This window comes from Streptomyces sp. NPDC005820 (assembly GCF_040630255.1).
Taxonomy (GTDB): Bacteria; Actinomycetota; Actinomycetes; order Streptomycetales; family Streptomycetaceae; genus Streptomyces.
On record NZ_JBEXXE010000033.1, the window covers coordinates 18,643 to 35,971 of the forward strand.

The following is a 17,329-nucleotide window of genomic DNA, read 5'->3' on the forward strand; positions in this document are numbered from 1 at the left end:
GAAGGGGAGAGGCGGAGGGCGAGGGGTTTTAGGGGGCGGGGATCCGAAGAGGCGGGGCGGTACTCAAGCCGCCGGCTGTGCGGGGCGCCGCTCGTGCAGCCGCGTGGTCACCCAGCCCCCGATCAATGCCACGACGGCCATCGGCAGGAAGACGGCGGCGAACGCGGCCGGATGCGAGGTCCCCGCCGCGGAACCGCCGGCCGAGCCGACCGTGTGCGCGACGCTTCCCCCGCCGAGCGCCGCGAAGGCGGCACCGCCGGCCGCGAGCAGCAGCGCGTTGCACAGGCCGTCGGAGATCTGCAGCGCGGCGGAGTTGGCGCCGGCCTCCTCGGGCGCGGACAGCTTCAGCAGCAGCACGCTGGTGGAGGAGACCACGAGCCCCATCCCGAAGCACCCGATCCCCCACGCGACGGCCACGGTCCAGGCCGGCACGGAGTGCACGAGCACACTGGGCGCGGCGGCGATGGCCCCGGCGACCAGCACCATCCCGGCCGTCATCAGCCGCTCCCGGTACGGCTCCGCCCAGGCCCGGGTCTGCACCCACGACCCCAGCGCCCAGGTCCCGCCGGCGGCCGCGAGCGAGAACCCGGCGAGCGTCGGGCTCAACCCCCGCTCGGTGACGAGCATCAGCGGGACGAAGGACTCGGCGGAGATGAAGGCCCCCGCGGCGAGCCCGCGCAACAGCACCACGGACGGCAGCCCGCGGGCCGCCCGCCAGGTCCCGCGCGGCAGCAGCCCGAGCACGGCGGGCACGAGCAGCGCGAGCCCGGCCGCGACGGGAAGGAGGGAGAGGGGCCGCAGCTCCTGGGCGCCGTACTGGAGCAGTCCGGCCCCGAGGGAGATCATCAGGGCGAGCCGGATCCGCCGCCGGTCGAAGGAGGGCACGGGCCCCTCCCCCACGGCTCCACCGGCCCGCCGCCGTATCTGCGGCAGCGCGAGCGCCAGCGGCGGCAGGACGAGCACGGGTATCCCGAGGAAGACCCACCGCCACCCGAGTTGCTCGGTCACGGTCCCCGCCGCCAAGGGCCCCACGATGGACGGCACCACCCAACAGGCGGCGAAGGCGGCCATGATGGCCGGCCGCAACCGCTCCGGATACGCCCGCCCGACCACCACGTACAGGGCGACGATGACCAGCCCGCCGCCGAGCCCCTGCACGGCCCGCCCGAGGATGAACACCCACATGCTCCCGGCGGTCCCCGCCACCACCAGCCCGGCCCCGAAGGCGGCGATCCCGCTCCCCAACGCCCCGAGCGGACCCCGCCGGTCGGACCACTGCCCGGCGAGCACCATCCCGAACAGACTGGTGGTGAAGTACCCGGAGAACGCGAAGGCGTACAGCGCCACCCCACCGAGTTCCCGGGCGGCGACGGGCATGGCCGTCCCCACCGCGGTCGCCTCGAAGGCGATGAGCAGCACCACGGAGACGATCCCGACGGTGAGCGCCCGATAGGCCCGCCCGAGGACACGCTCCCCCTCGGACGCGCCGGCACTCACACACTCGTCTACGACACCGGCGTCGCGGGGTTCCAGGGCTGCCATGCCCGCAAGCGTAAGGTCCGCCACTGACATTGACCCCTGTCAGAAGTCGGAGCTCGACCTACCTCCTTGGTCGTACGCCTCCCCCCGTTCATGAACGCAGCATGGCAGCCTCGTTGCAGCGCCCCGGTTCCCCTTGAGCCGACCTCCACCCGGCCCATACGGTCATCTCACCGAGACGGAACGGGGCCCAACCCCCCGCTCCCGACCCGGCCGTGTGCCCGAGTGGCTTAGGGACTCGCCTGCAAAGCGAGGTACGTGGGTTCAATTCCCGCCACGGCCTCTACCTGGCCTGACCAGGCAAAACAAAAGGGCGGTATCCCGTGTACGGGGTGCCGCCCTTCGGGCATCCGGTTTGTTCAGCCCGCGTCCGGCAGCGCTCCCGGAACGGCGTCCTCGTCCGCCTTGCGCTGTGCGTGGCGGGCGTTCTCCCCGCGCACCGCGTCCAGCCATCGCCACAGCCCGATCTCCTCCAGTTCCAGGCCGGGGCAGGCGATCCGGTGCGGGATCCGGCACACCGCTCCCGGCTCGGGCTCGTCCTCCCGGCTGTTCCACCCGATCCCATTGGAGTCGACGTACCAGCGATGCCAGGCCGGCACCATGTGCGCGGGCGCGGACAGGCCGGGTTCCAGGAGGACATGGGCGCCGTAGTACGTGGGACGCCGTTCACCGGCGAGCCCGCAGTCGGGGCAGACGGGCGGACCGGGCGGCTCGGGTCCCGTGGCGCCCTCCAGTGCCGCCTGGGCGCGGTCGGCCTTCTCCCATGACTGCGGTTTGTCCGGTGATGGCTGCCGGTGCGCGTCAGAGCCCGGAATCGGGATGATGCTCGACTCGTCCGTTTCCCCCATGGTTCGAGCGTGCATGCACCATTTGGGCGGGGGGAGAGCGCAAACCGGGCGCAGGAGAGCGCCCGCCGTGCACAACCGCCGTTCCGTTCCCCGGATTTAACCTACGCCCTCTTGGCGAGTTCTTCTCTACGCGCGTAACTTGTTGCGGCCTCCCCCACACCACCCCGGCCGTACCCGACGACGTACGAGGAGACCGCCAGCGTGTCCAGTCCCGCAGGTAGCAGAGCCCCCAGGTCCACCGGAACCCCCGCCGTCCGCAGCTCGCGCCGTGCCGCGCACGCCCTCATATCCGTGGGTGTGGCCGGTGCGTTCGGCATCGTCTCCCTTCCCGCCGCGTATGCGACGCCGTCCGCCACGGTGGTGATCTCCGAGGTGTACGGCGGTGGCGGCAACTCGGGGGCGACCCTGACCCGGGACTTCGTCGAGCTCGGCAACGCGGGGTCGGCGGCCTATGACCTGAGCGGGTACAGCGTGCAGTACCTGCCCGGTTCGCCGTCCTCCTCCTCGCAGTGGCAGGTGACCACGCTCGGCGGGTCCGTGGCGCCGGGCGGCCGGTTCCTCGTCGCCGAGGCGGCGGGGTCCGGGGGGACGACCGCGCTGCCCACCGCCGACGCCACCGGTTCCGTCGCCATGAGCGCGACGAGCGGCACCCTCGCGCTCGTCTCCGGCACCACCGCGCTGACCTGCAAGACCGCCGCCGACTGCGCCGCCGACAGCCGGATCGTGGACCTCGTGGGGTACGGCAGCGCGGTCGTCCGGGAGGGCAGCGGGCCGGTCACCGGGGCCTCCAACACCGCCTCCGTGGCCCGCGCCGCCTCCCTCGCCGACACCGACGACAACGCCGCCGATCTCGCGGCCGGGACGCCCTCTCCCGTGAACTCCGCGGGGCAGACCCCCGGTTCGGGCGACGGTGACGGGGGCGGCGGGGGCGACGACCCCACCCAGCCGGGTACCGTCCGCATCCACGACATCCAGGGCACCACCCGCCTCTCCCCGCTCGCCGGGCAGACCGTCACCCGTGTCCCGGGCATCGTCACCGGCGTCCGGACGTCCGGGTCGAAGGGGTACTGGATCCAGGATCCGACCGCCGACTCCGACCCTCGTACGAGTGAAGGGGTGTTCGTCTACACCGGGTCCGTCACGCCCACCGTCGCGGTCGGTGACTCGGTGCTGGTCAGCGGCAAGGTCAGCGAGTACTACCCGAGCAGCACCAGCCAGTCCGTCACCGAGCTCACCGGTCCGACGGCGACCGTGCTGTCCGGCGGCAACGCCCTGCCCGCCGCCGTCACCCTGGACGCCACGAGCGTGCCGTCCGGCTACATCCCGGTGGCCGGCGGCGGCAGCATCGAGTCCCTCGCCCTCGAACCGACCGTGTACGCCCAGGACTTCTACGAGGCGAACGAGGGCATGCGGGTCGCGTTCTCCGACGCGCGGGTGGTCGGCGCCGCCAACTCGTACGGCGAGATGTGGGTGACCGTCAAGCCGGACGAGAGCCCGACCGTGCGCGGCGGCACCCTGTACTCGAGCTATGACCAGCCCAACACCGGGCGGATCGAGGTGATGTCGCTCGACGCCGCCGCCCACCCGGCCGCCGACGTCGGTGACGAGCTGTCCGGCACCACCACCGGGCCGCTCGACTACTCCACCTACGGCGGCTACAACGTCCAGGCCACCCAGCTCGGCACCCGCGTCGACCACGGGCTGAAGCAGGAGGTGACCCGCCGCCAGAAGGGCGACGAGCTGGCCGTCGCCACCTACAACGTGGAGAACCTGGACGCGCTCGACGACCAGACGAAGTTCGACCGGCTCGCCCAGGGGGTCGCGGTCAACCTCAGCTCTCCCGACATCGTCGCCCTGGAGGAGATCCAGGACGACAACGGCGCCACCGACGACGGCACCGTCACCTCCGAGGCCACCCTCACCCGCTTCACCGACGCCATCCGCGCCGCCGGCGGCCCCCGCTATCAGTGGCGCTACATCGCCCCCACCAACGACCAGGACGGCGGCGAGCCCGGCGGCAACATCCGTCAGGTCTTCCTGTTCAACCCCAAGCGGGTCTCCTTCACCGACCGGGCCGGCGGGGACGCCACCACGGGCACGAGCGTGGTGAAGACGCGCAAGGGGGTGCACCTCACCTACTCCCCCGGCCGGATCGACCCGACGAGCGACGCCTGGAGCAGCAGCCGCAAGCCGCTGGTCGGCGAGTTCGTCTTCCACGGCGAGTCCGTGTTCGTGATCGCCAACCACTTCACCTCCAAGGGCGGCGACCAGCCCCTGCACGGCCGCTACCAGCCGCCGGCCCGCAGCTCCGAGACCCAGCGTCAGACGCAGGCGGCCGAGGTGAACACCTTCGTGAAGTCGCTGCTCGCCGCTGACAAGAACGCCAAGGCGGTCGTCCTCGGCGACCTCAACGACTACGAGTTCTCCCAGACCGTCAGCACGCTCACCGAGGGCAAGGTGCTCACCCCGCTGATCACCACCCTGCCGGCGGCCGAGCGCTACACCTATGTGTACGACGGCAACTCGCAGACCCTGGACCACATCCTGACGAGCCCGGCGGTCACCCGCTTCGACTACGACGTGGTGCACCTCAACGCCGAGTTCGCCGATCAGGCCAGCGACCACGACCCGCAGATCGTGCGGATCGACGTCAACAGGTGCCGTTAGGCGTACAGCCCTCCGCCCGGCTCGTCCTCGAACATTCCCGGCCAGTAGCGCCAGCCGTCGTCGGTGGGGGTGTTCGGGGTCGGGTCGCAGGCGACCGGGTCGACGGCGGCCAGGGTGCGGCACATCGTCTCGGCGAGCTGGTCGTAGGCCTCGGTGAGTTCGTACACCGCGTCCAGGGCCTTCTCGCGGCGTATCAGCCAGAGGGTGAACGCCAGGGTGGAGACATCGGCGTTGAGCGGGCGCAGGGCGAGGTCCGGCTCGCTCCAGCTGAGCACCGCGCCGGTGTCGCCGTCGACGACCAGGCTGGTGTCCTCCAGGAGATGGCCGAGGCGGATCAGCCGGTCCGCGTTCATCGGGAGCCGCTCGTCGGTGAGGACGCCCTCGTAGGCGTCGGCGCAGTACTCGGCGAGGGTCTGCAGCGGCATGTCCGTCTCCAGGGAGAACCAGACGACCTCCTCCGGCAGGCCCACCTCGCGCAGGAAGCGGCGGGTCGGTGCGTGGGTGAGGGCCTTCGGGCAGTCGACGTCCTCGAAGCGGGCGACCGCGCCGCCGCCGAACTCGTCCTCCAGGAGGCGGGGCGGCAGGTCCAGGGCCAGTCCTGACACGGTGCCGGGGCCGGCCACCAGGGCGAGCGGGCGGATCACGGCGGCCAGCTTCCAGAAGAGGCCGGTCCCGTCCCCCGCCGCCCCCTCCTCGAACACGGCGAGGAGCTGCCGGCTCGCCTCGGCGACCGCCTGCGGGCCCAGCCGGCCTGCGTAGGAGGCGAACTGGCCGCGCAGGGCGGCGAGTTCGTCGACCGCCGTGGCGAAGCGCAGCAGCTTCTCCAGGGAGGGCGCCAGCGGGCGGGTGTCCATCAGGTCGGGGCGGTCGTGCAGGAAGTACGTCGTGGAGATCTCGCCCGTCGCGCCGTCCAGCAGGACGGACTCCCGCTCGCGGCCGTCGGTGCCCAGGATGCCGCCTATCACCAGGCGGTCGCGCAGCTCCGCCGCCAGCCGGCCCGCGGGGTCGCCGGTGGAGTCGGCGACCGTGCGCAGACCGTCCGTGCGCAGCGCCTCGAACGTCAGCAGGCCGCCCTCGCCCGGCAGTCCGGGGCCGGTCAGCCAGCGGCGCGTCGCGGCGTGCGTGATGTAGGGGTTCAGCTCGTCATCGGTGAAAACGATCGTGGTGGTGCTCCTGGTCGTGCTCATCGGTCCCCCGTGCGTGAAAAGTGCGTGCGCCGTCCCACTGCTCCGCAGCCTACGCGGGCCCACTGACAACGGCCCCGACCTGCGACGACGCCCCGGCGGCAGCGGCCGCCCACACTGATGAGACGTCAAACCACCCTGGCGCGTTCCCTTCCCGCCAGAATCGCCTCGACCGTCTCCCCCACCGTCCACTCGCAGGTGTCCGGCCACAGCCCGACGCGCGGGGTGCGGGTGCGCGGTTCCCCGTCGAGCCCCGCGACCGTCCAGCCGGCCCCGTACCCGGTCTCGTCCCGGCCGGCCTCCCGGGCGGCCACCGCCGTGGGGTCCGGCGCCAGGACGACGCCCTTCACGCCGAGAGGTCCGTCACGTGAAGTAGACGCCGCCCAGCACCACGGCCAGCGCCGCCACCGCGAACACCACGATCCACAGCAGCAGCTTGCCCACGCTCGGCGGGGGTTCGTAGCGCTGCGGATCGCTCACTGGCCCGTCACCACCGCGGCCTGGGGGCGGATCGGGAGGCGGTTGACCGGGCGGCCCGTCGCGGCGCGCACGGCGGAGGCGATGGCCGCCGGGGACGTCACCACCGGGACCGCGCTGGCCGCCTTCGCCCCGAAGGGGGCGACCACGTCCCGTTCCTCGACGAGTTTGACGATCCGGATGTCCGGGGCGTCGAGGGCCGTCGGCAGGGAGTAGCCGGTGAGGTCGGGGTGGCGGATCAGCCCGCGCGGGGTGCGCAGGTTCTCGGTGAGCGCGATGCCCACGCCCTGGGTGACGCCCGCCTCGATCCGCGCCGCCAGCTGCGCCGGGTTGAGGATCCGGCCGACGTCCTGGGCGACCGCCAGTTCCACGACCCGCACCGAGCCGATCTCGATGTCGACGTCGACGACCGCGCGGACCGCGCAGAAGGCCATGCCCACGAACGCGTCGCCCTGGCCCGCGCCGTCCAGCGGCTCGGTCGGGTGCGGGCGGCACTGGGCCGTCGCCCAGAGTTCCTTGCCGTGCAGTTCCTCGGCGACCGTCGTCGACAGGACGCCGTCGTAGGAGGTGATCTTGCCGTCGGTGATCTGGAGCAGCTCGGTGGACATGCCGAACTTGTGTGCGAGGGGCTGCAGGAGCTGGGTGCGGACCATCCTGGCCGCGCGTTCCACCGCCCCGCCGGAGACCCAGGTGTGCCGGCCCCGGCAGCCCGCGCCGGCCGGGGGCTGGTCGGTGTCCACGGGCGCGACGTGCACCTCGTCGACACCGAGGGTCTCCTGGACGATCTGGCGGGCCAGCGTGGTGAAGCCCTGGCCGGTCTCCACCGCCGCGCACAGGACCGTCGCGATGCCGTCCTGGACCTTCACGGTCGCCGTGGAGACCTCGTCGGCGCCCTCCGCGCCGAGCATGTGCACCATGCCCAGGCCGTAGCCGACGCCCCGGCGCACCGCGCCCGGTTCGCCCGCGCCCTCGGGCCCGCCGGGGAGGAGCCAGTCCTCCTCGGGGGTGTCCTTGGGGAGCTGCGGCAGCGGGAACTCCTGGACGGCCTGGAGGAGTTCGGCGACCGGCGCCGGGCAGGTCACCGTCTGGCCGGTCGGCAGGACGTCGCCGGTCGCCATGACGTTGCGCATCCGCAGCTCGGCCGGGTCGATCCCGAGTTTCTTCGCCAGCTTGTCCATCTGCGCCTCGTAGGCGGCGCAGACCTGCATGGCGCCCTCGCCGCGCACATGACCCGACGGGGGGTTGTTGGTGCGGACGGCCCAGCCCTCGATGAAGGCGTTCGGGACGACGTACGGGCCGCAGGCGAAGGAGACGGCGGCGGCGAGCGCCTCGGCGGAGGTGTCGGCGTAGGCGCCCGCGTCCAGCAGGATCTGGGCCTCGACCTTGATCAGCCGGCCCTCGGCGTCGGCGTGGTGGCGGTAGCGCAGCAGGGTCGGGTGGCGGTGGACGTGGCCGAGGAAGGACTCCTCGCGCGTGGCGGTGAGTTTCACCGGGCAGCCGGTCTTCAGGGCCAGCAGGCCGAGCGGGAGCTGGAAGCCCTGGTCCTCTCGGTCGGCCGTGGCGCCCGGCACCCCGGTGACGACGATCTTCACCCGATCGGGTGCCAGGCCGTAGACGGCGGCGGCCGTGTCGCGGTCGCTGTGCGGGTCGGTGGAGGCCAGATAGAGCTCCACGCCGCCGTCGGGGCGGGGCACGGCGAGTCCTGCCTCGGCGCCGATCGGCGCGGGGTCGGCGCGGCCGATGCGGTACTGGCCCTCGACGACGATCTCGCCGGCCGCGCTCTGGTCGCCGTGGTGCAGCGGGATGTGCCGGATCAGGTTGCCGTCGGGGTGCAAGGCGTCGGCCTCGAACGCCAGCTCGGGGTCGGTCACCGGGTCGAGCACCTCGTACTCGACGATGACGGCCGCGGCGGCCATCCGCGCGGTGTCGGGGTGGTCGGCGGCGACGGCCGCGATGGGCTCGCCGTGATGGCGTACGACCTCGGAGGCGAACACGGGCCGGTCGGCCTTGCCGCGGCCGTGCACGGGGCTGCCGGGGACGTCCTCGTGGGTGATGACGGCGCGCACACCGGGCATCTCGCGCGCGTGGGAGGTGTCGATCGACACGATCCGCGCGCGGGGGTGCGGGGAGCGCAGCACGGCCGCCCAGAGCAGGCCCTCGGCCCACAGGTCGGCCGCGTACGGGAACGTGCCCTCCGTCTTGGCACGCGCGTCGGCGGGCTGCAGGGACGCGCCGAGGCCGTGCGGGAGGGGCTCGGGGGCCGGGGCGGCCTCCGCGGTCGTCGTCGCGGTGGCTGCTTCGTTGCTCACGCCTGGCCTCCGTCCTGGCCCTGTCCGTACACCGGGTCGTGCGGGTGGGGCTGTGCCGGGTTCTCGAATGCCGACGGGTGGACGCCGCCGGCGCCCGGGCCCGCCTGGTGCGGGATACGTGCCTCGTCGCCGTCGGCGTCCGCCTCGGCCTGGGCCTCGCGTTCGGCGACGACGTCCTTCACGGCCCGCAGGACACCCTTGTAGCCGGAGCAGCGGCACAGGTTGCCGCACAGGGCCTGACGGGTCTCCAGCTCGGTGGGCGCGGGATTGCCCTCCAGCAGGTCGTGCACGGTCATCGCCATGCCGGGCACGCAGAAACCGCACTGCACGGCCCCGCACCGGGCGAGCGCCCGCTGCACGTCCGAGGGCTGTCCGTCGACGGCGAGGCCCTCGACGGTGCGGATCTCGCTGCCGGCGGTGGTGACGGCCGGGACCAGGCAGGAGGCGACGAGCCGTCCGTCGACCTGGACGTTGCAGGCCCCGCACTCGCCCTGCGAGCAGCCGTCCTTGGCGCCCGCGAGGCCGAGGCGCTCGCGCAGGACGTAGAGCAGCGACTCGCCGATCCAGGCGTCGGTGACGGGCCGGTCGGAGCCGTTGACGCGCAGGACGTAGGAGGCGAGGGGGTGTTCCTCCGCCGGGGGCGGGGGGATGTCCTCGGGCGCCTCTTCGGTGTCGTCGTCGGCGTCCCCGCGCGCGTGGCCGGCCGGGTCGGCGGAACCGGGGGGACCGGCTTGCGGATCGTGTCCGGCCGGGGGCTCGGTGGAGGGCTCGGTGGGGCCCTGAGCGGCCTCTGCGGGCTCATGGGCGTCCCGGCGGCCCCTGGGTGCCCCGGCGGCCCCTTCGGCCTCCGTGACGTCCTCCTGGGCCTCCTCGGCGGGGCCGGCCGAACCGGACGCGTCGGCCGGGTCACCGCCGGGCCAGGGCTCGGCGGCAGGGCGGGCGGGCGGCACGGAGTCCGCGGGCGCGTGGTCGGCGGCGTGCGCCGAGGTGTGGTCCACGCCGTGCGGGGGCGTGTGGTCGGTGCCGTGCGCGGGGGTGTGGTCCGTGCCGTGCGACGCGGGCGGGTGGTCCGAGCCGTGGACCGGCGGGTGCCGGACGTCGTGCGCGGGGGTGTGGGTGGTGCCGTACGCGGGCGTGTGGCCGTTGTCGTGCGCCGTCTCGGTCGGCAGCCCGTACGCGGTCCCGTGCCCGGTGCCGTGCGGCGCGCCCCGCTCCGGCCGGTGCCCGAACGCGGGCGTGTCCGGGGCCGGCCGGCCGGTCTCCTGGACGCCGGTGTGCCCCGCCTCGGCCATGCCGGGCTGCTGCGCCTGCTGGGCCCAGTTCTCCCCCGCGCCGTTGGTGGAGCCGGTCGCCCAGGGAGCGGCCGCGCCGCCCGGCAGGGTGGCCGGCGGGGTGCCGCCCCACTGCTCGACCAGGGCCGACGTGGTGAACTCGCCCGACTCGTCGGGCAGGTCGCCGCCGGCCACCGGGATCGACCACTGGCCGGTCACGTCGTGGCCCCGTCCGGGCGAGAGCGGTCCCGCCGGGTCGGCGGGACCGGCCGCGGTGTCGGTGAAGCTCCACTGGCCGGTCGAGCCCGGGTTGTACGTGAACCGGTCGCCGCCGGAGGTCTCCGGCGGCAACTGCGGCGCGGGCCACTCGGTGCCGCCGGCCGGGGCCGCCCAGGTGCCGTCCGTCGCGGGGGGCGCGGCCGCTATCTGCGGCGGCACGTACCCGTGGCCGGGCGCGGCGAGCGGGCTGTCGGCGGCCAGGAGCGCGTCGATGCCGCCCTCGGGGAGCTTGACGAACGCGGTGGCCCCGTCGTCGTAGTCGCCCTGGGGCAGCGGGTCCCAGCGGCCGCCGCTCCGGGGCTGCGCGCCCTCTCCGTGCTGGTCGTCGGTCACGACAGCGCCCTCCCCAGTGCTCGTCGGGCCAGCGCGGCGACGGTGCGCCGCAGGTGCAGTACGGCGGGCGGAAGCTCCGGTACGGAACCGTCCACGCCCGGGGTCGGATCCGGGATGCAGGCGGCGGCGACGTACTCGCCGAACGCGGTCAGCGCCTCCGGGACGATCGCGCGGCCGTTGTCCCAGTCGATGAGCCGGGCGACCCACTGCTCGGCGTCGAGGGGCCGCAGCGGCATCGGCGCTATGGCGCCCACGGCGCACCGGACGCCGCGCCGGGCGGGGTCGAGGACCACCGCGACGGAGGCGACGGCGCGGCCGGGGCCGGTGCGGCCGGTCGCCTTCAGGAAGACCTGCGGGGCGTGCAGCAGCGGCACGCGCACGTACGCGATCAGTTCGCCGCCGCGCAGCATGTCCACGCCGGCCAGCAGGTGCGACACCGGGATCTCCCGGCGGGCTCCGCCCTGGCCCGCGATGATCAGCGTCGCCTCCAGGGCGGCCAGCACGGGCAGCGCGTCACCGGTGGGGGCAGCGCTGGCGATGTTGCCGCCCAGGGTGCCCGCGTTGCGGATCTGCGGCGGGCCCGCGGCGCGCGCGGCGGCGGCGAGCGCCGGGATCAGCGCGGCGAAGTCGGGGCGGCCCATGCGCGCGTGGGTGAGCCCGGCGCCGAGCAGCGCGTGACCGTCCTGGTACTGCCAGCCGCGGATCTCGCTGATCCGGCCGAGCCCGACCAGTCCGGCGGGCCGGAGCTGTCCCGAGTTGACGGCGGCCATCAGGTCGGTGCCGCCGGCCACGGGCACGGCGGCGGGCATGGCCGCGAGGGCCGCCACCGCCTCGTCCAGCGTCGTCGGCAGCGTGACGGCCTGCGCCGCCTGCGGTGCATGCGTGCTCAAAACCGGCTGCCCCTTCCCGCTGCCCCACGTGGTCCGCCTGTGCGCCGTACGGTACGTGCTGACAGGGCGGACGTGGCAACTCTGGCACATGTTCGCCACACCCGAAGACGGGGGTCCGCTAGGAGGCATTCGCCCACCTCACCCAGGAGATGGTCCGTTTTCGTACGGGATCACCGGTGCGCGTGAATTGCCACTCTTCGGTGACCCTGCCGGGGTTTTTCCGTGACGCGGCACACCGCGCCGGGGCGGCTACCGGTTCGGCGGCGGACCGTCGACCGGGCGGCCGAGGACGCCGGGGCGCCGCTGCCAGGGCCGGGGCCCCTCCGGCCGGCGGTAGCCGACCCCGAGGGCGTCGAGCCGGCCGTAGTGCGCCTCCATCCGCCGCTCGAAGTCGGCGAAGTCCCGTTCCCCGGGGGCGGGCAGGGCGCTCCAGGCCACCTCGGCGAACGCGGCGAGCCGGGGGAACGCCTGGTAATCCACGCGCGCGTGGTCCTCCATCACCTCGGTCCACAGGTTGGCCTGCGTGCCGAGCACATGGGCCGTCTCCTCGGGTGTGAACTCCGCGGGCACGGGCTCGAACCGGTAGACGTCCTCCAGGGTGCGGACGTACCCGATGGGCACCGGCTCGTCCGGGCCGCCGTCCTGCCGGTGGTCGAGGTAGACCTGCTGTTCGGGGCACATGACGACGTCGTGGCCCGCGCGCGCGGCGGCGGTCCCGCCCGCGTAGCCGCGCCAGGACGACACGGCGGCGCCGGGCGCGAGCCCGCCCTCCAGGATCTCGTCCCAGCCGATCAGCCGGCGCCCGCGCGCCGACAGCCAGGTGTCGAAGTGCCGTACGAACCAGGACTGCAGGGCGTCCTCGTCGGCGAGCCCGAGTTCCTTCATCCGGGCCTGCGCGGCGGGCGACTGCCGCCACTGGTCCTTGGGACATTCGTCACCGCCGAGGTGGACGAACGACGAGAACTGGTCGGCGCCGGCGGGGAACAGCTCCAGGACCTCCTCGAACACCCCTTCGTAGAAGCGCAGGGTGTTGTCAGTGGGGGCGAGTACGTTCGGGTTGATGCCCCAGGTGTCCCAGACGGAGAGGCGGGTGGTGTCGATGACGTCGGTGTTGCCGAGTTCCGGATACGCGGCGATCGCGGCCTGCGAGTGGCCCGGTACGTCGATTTCGGGGACGACGGCGATATGCCGCTCGGCGGCGTACGCGACGATCTCCCGGATGTCGTCCTGGGTGTAGAAGCCACCGTGCGGCTTCTCGTCCCACAGGGGTGAGGCGCGATGGCCGAATTTGGTGCGGGCCCGCCAGGAGCCGACCTCGGTCAGCCGGGGATACCTCTTGATCTCGATCCGCCAGCCCTGATCGTCCGTCAGATGGAAGTGGAAGACGTTCAGTTTGTGCGCGGCCATCAGGTCCAGGTAGCGCAGGACGCCTTCCTTGGGCATGAAGTGCCGGGCGACGTCGAGCATGAGCCCGCGCCAGCGGAAGCGGGGGGCGTCCTCGATGATCTGGTGCGGGATGCCGTAGCGGATGCCGGGGCGCACGGGGGCGCGCCGGAAGGCGTGGTGGCCGAGGAGCTGACGCAGGGTCTGGGCGCCCCAGAAGACACCGGCGGGGCCGCCGCCGCGGATCTCGACGCCCCGGTTCGCCACGACGCTCAGTCGGTACGCCTCCGGCTCGAGCGTGTCGTCCAGGAGCAGCTGTACGGAGTCGCGGGCGCCCTCGGGTCCGGGCGGCAGGGTCAGCCCGAGGGCGGCGCCCAGGGTGGAGCGCAGCCAGCGTTCGGTGGTCCCGGTGCCGGGCCCGGCCCACAGCGTGGTGTCGTCGTCGAACAGGACACCGCAGCGCATGGGGCCCTCCACGGCACGGGGGGCGGGAATGAGATCGGTCGGAGAAGTCACGTCAGTCCTTTACCGCTCGTCGTCTACCGCTCGCCGTCTACCGCTCGCCGTCGCGGGCCGGGAAAAGAATCCGCCGCAGAAAGCGCGTACGGTCCGCGCGTCGATGCGGGCGACCGCCTCCAGTGCCTCCGGGACCCTTTCGGAACATGATCGACAAGGGGGTCCGGAAGGGGAACCGGAATCGGGTCGGGGCGGCCCCGGCGAGAAACGCGATCACACCCAATTCCCGCCGCCCGAACACCCGCCGCGGGGAATCCGGAGAAGCGGATCATCACCGTCGACGACTTTAGGAACGACCCCGCCGAGCCCGACCACGCATGCCTCCACCAGAACGTCCCCGAAGCGACCGCCAAAGCATCGCGTTGCAACATGCGCAATGGCCGTTTCGCCGTCCACAACACCTCTGGAGGTTACGGACTCCATGAACCCGACCACAAGAGGTCTCGACCATTCGGTGACACGCCAGAGGCCCCCGAGGCGCGCCGAACAGCGCCCCGAGGGCCTCGGAGACTCAGTGGGCTACTTGCCGCCCTTGCCACCCTTGTCGTCGCCGCCGCCCGCGCCCATCGACTCGAAGATCTCCTTGCACATCGGGCACACGGGATACTTCTTCGGGTCGCGGCCGGGCACCCACACCTTGCCGCACAGCGCCACGACGGGCGTCCCGTCGAGGGCGCTCGCCATGATCTTGTCCTTCTGGACGTAGTGCGCGAAGCGCTCGTGGTCACCGTCGCCGTGCGACACCTGCGGCGTCGGCTCTACGAGGGTCCCCGTACCAGTACCGCGCTCGGGCTCAAGAGTGCTCATGCGCCCAAGGGTACTGAAGGTCACAGCGATCAGTTGAGCGAAGGGTCGTCGGGGTACGTCGCCACCATCGCGAGCTCGTTGCGCTGGCGGCGCAGGACCTCGCGCCAGAGTCTTTCCGGGGACGGGGAGGAGACATCGCCGGGTTCGGACTCGACGACGTACCAGGCGCCCTCGACCAGTTCGTCCTCCAGCTGGCCCGGGCCCCAGCCGGCGTATCCGGCGAAGATCCGCAGGGAGCCGAGGGCCGAGGCGAGGAGTTCCGGCGGGGCCTCCAGGTCGACGAGGCCGATCGCGCCGTGCACCCGGCGCCAGCCGAGCGGGCCGCGGTCGCCCGAGGAGTCGCCGGGGATCACGGCGACGCCCAGCGCGGAGTCGAGGGACACCGGGCCGCCCTGGAAGACCACGCCCGGTTCCCCGGTGAGGTCGGCCCAGCCCTCCAGGATGTCGCCCACGCCGACGGGCGTCGGACGATTGAGGACGACACCGAGGGAACCCTCCTCGTCGTGGTCGAGAAGGAGCACCACCGCGCGGTCGAAGTTCGGGTCCGCCAGGGCGGGCGTGGCCACGAGCAGCCGCCCTGTGAGCGAGGACACCTCGGTCATGCCAGACATGATCCCGCATCTTCCCGTGAAGTGGGGAGGCAATGCGGACACATGGGCGAGGGGCAGCGGAATCAGCAGGTGCGGCCCGTCAGGGCCTCGGTTGAGGGTGGTGGTGGGAGACGGGCGGGCGCACGGATGCGGTCCGGGCGCACGAACACGAAGGGGCCTTCATGGTGACCGCACGTACCCGCCGCGGAACGGTTCGTGTTGTGACACAGCTATGACCTTCCTGGGTCGTCCTCGGGCTTACTTGAGGGGCCCCGGTGGCGATTACCCTGTCTGCTCTGGCCCTTGCCCCGATCCATCGGCCCCTGCCCCAGTCCACCACCCATGGAACGCGAGATACATGACCGTCAACGGCTCTGACGACGTACTGGTTGTCCACGGCGGAACCCCGCTCGAGGGCGAGATCCGTGTCCGCGGTGCGAAGAACCTCGTACCGAAGGCCATGGTCGCCGCCCTGCTGGGCAGTGAGCCGAGTCGGCTGCGCAACGTTCCGGACATCCGTGACGTGCGGGTCGTACGCGGTCTGCTGCAACTGCACGGGGTGACGGTCCGTCCGGGTGAGGAGCCGGGCGAGCTGGTGCTCGACCCGACCTATGTCGAGAGCGCCAACGTCGCCGACATCGATGCCCACGCGGGCTCGAGCCGTATCCCGATCCTCCTCTGCGGTCCGCTGCTGCACCGGCTCGGACACGCCTTCATCCCCGGCCTCGGCGGCTGCGACATCGGTGGCCGGCCCATCGACTTCCACTTCGAGGTGCTGCGGCAGTTCGGCGCGACGATCGAGAAGCGGGCCGACGGGCAGTACCTGGAGGCGCCGCGGCGGCTGCGCGGTACGAAGATCCAGCTGCCGTACCCGTCGGTGGGCGCGACCGAGCAGGTGCTGCTGACGGCCGTCCTCGCGGAGGGCGTCACCGAGCTGTCCAACGCGGCGGTCGAGCCGGAGATCGAGGACCTGATCTGCGTCCTGCAGAAGATGGGCGCGATCATCGCGATCGACACCGACCGCACGATCCGCATCACCGGTGTGGACAAGCTCGGCGGCTACACGCACCGCGCGCTGTCGGACCGGCTGGAGGCCGCGTCGTGGGCGTCGGCGGCGCTGGCGACCGAGGGCAACGTGTACGTCCGTGGCGCCCAGCAGCGCTCGATGATGACGTTCCTGAACACCTACCGGAAGGTGGGCGGCGCCTTCGAGATCGACGACGAGGGCATCCGCTTCTGGCACCCCGGCGGCCAGCTGAAGTCCATCGCGCTGGAGACGGACGTGCACCCGGGCTTCCAGACCGACTGGCAGCAGCCCCTGGTGGTCGCCCTGACCCAGGCCACGGGCCTGTCGATCGTCCACGAGACGGTCTACGAGTCCCGGCTGGGCTTCACCTCGGCGCTGAACCAGATGGGCGCCCACATCCAGCTCTACCGCGAGTGCCTGGGCGGCTCCGACTGCCGCTTCGGCCAGCGCAACTTCCTGCACTCCGCGGTGGTCTCCGGCCCCACCAAGCTCCAGGGCGCCGACCTGGTCATCCCCGACCTGCGCGGCGGCTTCTCCTACCTGATCGCCGCCCTCGCGGCCCAGGGCACCTCCCGCGTCCACGGCATCGACCTGATCAACCGCGGCTACGAGAACTTCATGGAGAAGCTCGTGGAGCTCGGCGCCAAGGTCGAGCTGCCCGGCAAGGCGCTCGGCTAGCCGTCGGCAGCTGTCACGCGGTACGACGATGGGGCGGCCCCTGGAGGGGGGCCGCCCCTTGTCGTTGTCCGTGCTCGTGGCGGACGACGCGCCCCCGAAGGGGCGCGGGGAACTGCGCGACCAGCCACCGCCGGCCCGCAGTCACCTACGGCGCTCTCGGCGGAGCGTTACTTGCCCTTGGCCGCTTCCTTGAGCTTCGAGCCCGCGGAGACCTTCACGCTGTAGCCGGCCGGGATCTGGATCGGGTCGCCGGTCTGCGGGTTGCGCGCGGTGCGAGCGGCACGGTGGGTGCGCTCGAAGGTCAGGAAGCCGGGGATGGTGACCTTCTCGTCGCCCTTGGAGACGATGTCGCCGACGACCTCGGCGAACGCGGCCAGCACAGCGTCGGCGTCCTTGCGGGTCACCTCGGCGCGGTCGGCCAGCGCGGCCACCAGCTCACTGCGGTTCATGTTGTTACTCCCGTGTTCTTCTTGCCGTTGCGGCGTGCCACGCGGCGGAGGGCCGCATAGCGGGCACAGCGAAGTGCGATGT

The 17,329-nt window shown here is 72.8% G+C and carries 13 protein-coding genes and 1 tRNA gene; 3 read left to right on the top strand and 11 right to left on the bottom strand.

Going from position 1 to position 17,329, the window contains the following annotated elements; translation table 11 throughout:
* Positions 1-63: 63 nt before the first annotated feature.
* On the bottom strand, positions 64-1,542 hold the full coding sequence (locus ABZ464_RS34110) for an MFS transporter (RefSeq protein WP_359283546.1): 1,479 nt from the start codon (positions 1,540-1,542) through the stop codon (positions 64-66).
* Positions 1,543-1,750: 208 nt separating this feature from the next.
* On the opposite strand from ABZ464_RS34110, the gene ABZ464_RS34115 reads away from it, so the two are divergent.
* Positions 1,751-1,822: transfer RNA gene (locus ABZ464_RS34115), tRNA-Cys, on the top strand.
* Positions 1,823-1,898: 76 nt separating this feature from the next.
* Here ABZ464_RS34115 and ABZ464_RS34120 read toward each other — a convergent pair.
* Positions 1,899-2,387 carry a DUF6083 domain-containing protein gene (locus tag ABZ464_RS34120; RefSeq protein WP_359283549.1) on the bottom strand — a complete coding sequence of 163 codons (489 nt, stop codon included), beginning with the start codon at positions 2,385-2,387 and terminating at the stop codon, positions 1,899-1,901.
* Between the two features lie 291 nt (positions 2,388-2,678).
* On the opposite strand from ABZ464_RS34120, the gene ABZ464_RS34125 reads away from it, so the two are divergent.
* Positions 2,679-5,054, top strand: a complete 2,376-nt coding sequence (locus tag ABZ464_RS34125) for a lamin tail domain-containing protein (RefSeq protein WP_359283715.1) — start codon at positions 2,679-2,681, stop codon at positions 5,052-5,054.
* On the opposite strand, the gene ABZ464_RS34130 is transcribed toward ABZ464_RS34125, so the two are convergent.
* The 8 genes from ABZ464_RS34130 to ABZ464_RS34165 all read right to left on the bottom strand — a co-directional run bounded on the left by ABZ464_RS34130 (position 5,051) and on the right by ABZ464_RS34165 (position 15,105).
* Entirely contained in the window at positions 5,051-6,241 is a 1,191-nt protein-coding gene (locus ABZ464_RS34130; RefSeq protein ID WP_359283551.1) for an SUKH-4 family immunity protein, read from the bottom strand. The two genes, ABZ464_RS34125 and ABZ464_RS34130, sit on opposite strands and share 4 nt — an antisense overlap.
* 125 nt (positions 6,242-6,366) lie before the next feature.
* Entirely contained in the window at positions 6,367-6,588 is a 222-nt protein-coding gene (locus ABZ464_RS34135) for a hypothetical protein (protein ID WP_359283553.1), read from the bottom strand.
* Between the two features lie 126 nt (positions 6,589-6,714).
* Positions 6,715-9,024: a molybdopterin cofactor-binding domain-containing protein gene (locus tag ABZ464_RS34140; protein WP_359283556.1), complete on the bottom strand. Its 2,310-nt coding sequence runs from the start codon at positions 9,022-9,024 to the stop codon at positions 6,715-6,717.
* Positions 9,021-10,907 (bottom strand): 2Fe-2S iron-sulfur cluster-binding protein, encoded by a 1,887-nt coding sequence (locus ABZ464_RS34145; protein ID WP_359283558.1) that lies wholly within the window; start codon positions 10,905-10,907, stop codon positions 9,021-9,023. Before ABZ464_RS34145 ends, ABZ464_RS34140 begins: the two co-directional genes overlap by 4 nt.
* Entirely contained in the window at positions 10,904-11,797 is an 894-nt protein-coding gene (locus tag ABZ464_RS34150; protein ID WP_359283559.1) for an FAD binding domain-containing protein, read from the bottom strand. Before ABZ464_RS34150 ends, ABZ464_RS34145 begins: the two co-directional genes overlap by 4 nt.
* A 249-nt stretch (positions 11,798-12,046) precedes the next feature.
* Complete coding sequence (locus ABZ464_RS34155; RefSeq protein WP_359283562.1) at positions 12,047-13,696, bottom strand: beta-N-acetylhexosaminidase; 1,650 nt, start codon at positions 13,694-13,696, stop codon at positions 12,047-12,049.
* A 519-nt stretch (positions 13,697-14,215) separates the two neighbouring features.
* On the bottom strand, positions 14,216-14,503 hold the full coding sequence (locus ABZ464_RS34160; protein WP_133914984.1) for a DUF3039 domain-containing protein: 288 nt from the start codon (positions 14,501-14,503) through the stop codon (positions 14,216-14,218).
* 29 nt (positions 14,504-14,532) lie between these two features.
* Complete coding sequence (locus ABZ464_RS34165; protein ID WP_133914983.1) at positions 14,533-15,105, bottom strand: YqgE/AlgH family protein; 573 nt, start codon at positions 15,103-15,105, stop codon at positions 14,533-14,535.
* Between the two features lie 346 nt (positions 15,106-15,451).
* On the opposite strand from ABZ464_RS34165, the gene murA reads away from it, so the two are divergent.
* Complete coding sequence (murA, locus tag ABZ464_RS34170) at positions 15,452-16,798, top strand: UDP-N-acetylglucosamine 1-carboxyvinyltransferase (protein ID WP_359283565.1); 1,347 nt, start codon at positions 15,452-15,454, stop codon at positions 16,796-16,798.
* Between the two features lie 167 nt (positions 16,799-16,965).
* On the opposite strand, the gene ABZ464_RS34175 is transcribed toward murA, so the two are convergent.
* Positions 16,966-17,247, bottom strand: a complete 282-nt coding sequence (locus tag ABZ464_RS34175; protein ID WP_004000874.1) for an HU family DNA-binding protein — start codon at positions 17,245-17,247, stop codon at positions 16,966-16,968.
* Between the last annotated feature and the right edge of the window lie 82 nt (positions 17,248-17,329).

Coding starts and splice junctions, on each gene's coding strand:
- ABZ464_RS34160 (WP_133914984.1), bottom strand. CDS start 14,503: ATGAGCACTCTTGAGCCCGAGCGCGGTACTGGTACGGGGACCCTCGTA.
- ABZ464_RS34110 (WP_359283546.1), bottom strand. CDS start 1,542: ATGGCAGCCCTGGAACCCCGCGACGCCGGTGTCGTAGACGAGTGTGTG.
- ABZ464_RS34165 (WP_133914983.1), bottom strand. CDS start 15,105: ATGACCGAGGTGTCCTCGCTCACAGGGCGGCTGCTCGTGGCCACGCCC.
- ABZ464_RS34120 (WP_359283549.1), bottom strand. CDS start 2,387: ATGGGGGAAACGGACGAGTCGAGCATCATCCCGATTCCGGGCTCTGAC.
- murA (WP_359283565.1), top strand. CDS start 15,452: ATGACCGTCAACGGCTCTGACGACGTACTGGTTGTCCACGGCGGAACC.
- ABZ464_RS34130 (WP_359283551.1), bottom strand. CDS start 6,241: ATGAGCACGACCAGGAGCACCACCACGATCGTTTTCACCGATGACGAG.
- ABZ464_RS34175 (WP_004000874.1), bottom strand. CDS start 17,247: ATGAACCGCAGTGAGCTGGTGGCCGCGCTGGCCGACCGCGCCGAGGTG.